Annotated in this window: 3 protein-coding genes and 1 other RNA gene; all 4 read right to left on the bottom strand. The window is 63.5% G+C overall.

The genetic code is table 11. The features are described from left to right. Window positions 1–277: 277 nt before the first annotated feature. Window positions 278–344, bottom strand: an RNA gene (locus tag AC13HU_RS36225) — hammerhead ribozyme type II. A gap of 4 nt (window positions 345–348) precedes the next feature. Continuing rightward, window positions 349–483, bottom strand: a complete 135-nt coding sequence (locus tag AC13HU_RS36220; RefSeq protein ID WP_483046243.1) for a hypothetical protein — start codon at window positions 481–483, stop codon at window positions 349–351. 80 nt (window positions 484–563) lie between these two features. After that, complete coding sequence (locus tag AC13HU_RS36215) at window positions 564–953, bottom strand: hypothetical protein (RefSeq protein WP_483046242.1); 390 nt, start codon at window positions 951–953, stop codon at window positions 564–566. A 450-nt stretch (window positions 954–1,403) separates the two neighbouring features. After that, on the bottom strand, window positions 1,404–1,928 hold the full coding sequence (locus AC13HU_RS36210; protein WP_483046241.1) for a helix-turn-helix transcriptional regulator: 525 nt from the start codon (window positions 1,926–1,928) through the stop codon (window positions 1,404–1,406). Window positions 1,929–2,074 lie beyond the last annotated feature (146 nt).

Here is a 2,074-nt window from a genome sequence, read left to right as displayed (position 1 = left end):
AATGGTCCACCTGGCGACGCCACCACCAGGCCCGCTCCCGCTGGCACCACTACAAGCGCCGCCTGGCCACCCATACCTGACCCCGCGCCTCGACCACCCGTCAGATCACGAAGTGCGACTGGAGTACTGGGGTCGAAGACAGGGACCAGGTTCGTGGTGTCGGAGAGTTGTACTGCGGTTCCAAAACCCATGATGGGCCTTCCTCGCTCAGTGGTGGAGATCGGGACTTGCCCTGTCCCGAGTCGGTTTGCCTCGGCGGCTGGTGATGGTTGTGGTGAGACGGCTGCCATCGTCAGGCCCCGGATGCGATTCCGGGACGACCCCTTTCGTGAGGGGTTTCGGCTTGTCTCAGAACCCTTGCGAACCGAGGAATGTATCGACTTCCCGCAAGGCGAGGAACAGATGGCCCTTGCGTCCATCCTCGTCTTGGGCGTTGAAGTCGTGCTCTTCGTCAGCCCAATTGGAGTCGACGATGTTGCGCATCGAGGAGAGGGCGCCTGAAGCCGACGACTCCGGAAGTCGGGGTTCTTCTTGTGTGGGAGAGGCGGAGTCCTGTGCCGGACTCATCGGCGGGTGCCCACCCGGCGAACCACGAACTCGGAGAAGGTCTCGCCGAGGCCGATGTGAAATTCATCCCTTTCCCCGGGGCCAAGGCGCCTGAACGAATTCTCCATCCATTCGCGACAAGCCTCCAGTTCCAATTCCTCGCACTCGTCCGACGGCTCACCATCGGGGCACTCGTGGCCGTCGTTCCAGGTTTCGTGTGCCGAGCCGAATTCCTCCATGCCGGAGAAACGGGAACCCTTCCCGGAGTCACGCAACAGGCCAGTCGCCATTTCGGAAATCCTCCGCTCGTCGGAGGTGCTGTAGGACCTGTGCAAAGTGCACCGAAAGCGCTTTTTTGCCTTGGGGCTCTTTGTCTTCACGAAGGTACGGATGGTCACCACATACATCAGGCAACTCATTTCCGTCGGCCGTGTGCCGACTGTGGTGGAGTCTCGGGGTCTTGCCCTGACCCCTTCTGACATATGTAAATCTATCGATCTGGGTTGGGTTGAGTCAACACGTTGATGGAAAGTCTCGGACTTGAGATCAAATTGATTGCGGTGCCCATCGGGATTTAGGGGGGATGGGTGCGGCCGGTGTGCGGCGGTCGCCCTGCACGGGTCTTGGCCGTAGGAGATGCCCCTGGCCCTTACCGGCGAAAAGAGATTGTGGGGGATCGTCGGGCGGAGTGCAGGGGAGGGCGCGGACTTTGTCTGGAGCGACGCAGGAGCGCAAGAGAAAGTCCGCGGCCGACGTTGCGCGCAGCCCGCCGCGATCCACCAGAATCGATAGCCGGGAAGGGAAAACCCCCGCACCCGGCAGTTCGGATGCGGGGGATTCCGGCTGAACCGGATTTTCTAGCGATGCGGGGAGGAGCGGTTTCCTCGGTCGGCATACCCGGGGCGGGTGGTGTCATACCAGAGGAACCAGTTGGCTACTTCTTCCGCATCGCGCTTTCCATCGCGGACGACGGGCGGGAAGGGCTTCTCGTGGTGGCTGGCGTAGGAATTTGCGAGCTGGCTGATGGCTGCCGGTGTGACATCTCTCTTGCGGGCGATGTCGGCCAGGCGCCAGCGCTCGCCCCGCTCGTGGGTGAGGCGGCTGACTGTCGCGGGCAGGCGGGGGCCTGATCGCTTCTTCGCGCCTTCGCCGGGCGGTGGGAACAGCCGGGCCTGGACCCACGCGACGGCCGTTGCGCGGTCGATCAGCTGCACGCTCCGCGGCCCAGTGCGGGTCTTGTCTGCGGGAATGGGGTTCGCGGCCAGCCACTTGGCCACGGTGCTCGACGAGACACCCGCCAGGGACTGCACCTGTTTCCTGGTCAGCCACGGGTCCGTCATGCTGGCAAGGCACTGCTCGAACTGCGTCTCCGTTGTGGTCATGGGCTCTCCTGTCGTTCCTCGTATACTGTCGCGTGCCGCCGGTCTTGCTGGTGGTGGAGAATGGGGCCGGCGGCTTGCCCGAGCCGGTGGACCGTTTGGTCGCGCCGGTACGAACCACGGTTCGTGTCGTCGGCCCCGCCCAACTC

It is taken from the genome of Streptomyces sp. NH27 (assembly GCF_056859195.1).
Note: the sequence above shows the minus strand (reverse complement) of the source record. Positions and strands in the feature narration are given on the sequence as shown.

What these genes read in the sequence shown, in the direction of transcription:
- AC13HU_RS36220 (WP_483046243.1), bottom strand. Translation starts at nt 483, where the DNA reads ATGCGCAACATCGTCGACTCCAATTGGGCTGACGAAGAGCACGACTTC.
- AC13HU_RS36215 (WP_483046242.1), bottom strand. Translation starts at nt 953, where the DNA reads ATGTATGTGGTGACCATCCGTACCTTCGTGAAGACAAAGAGCCCCAAG.
- AC13HU_RS36210 (WP_483046241.1), bottom strand. Translation starts at nt 1,928, where the DNA reads ATGACCACAACGGAGACGCAGTTCGAGCAGTGCCTTGCCAGCATGACG.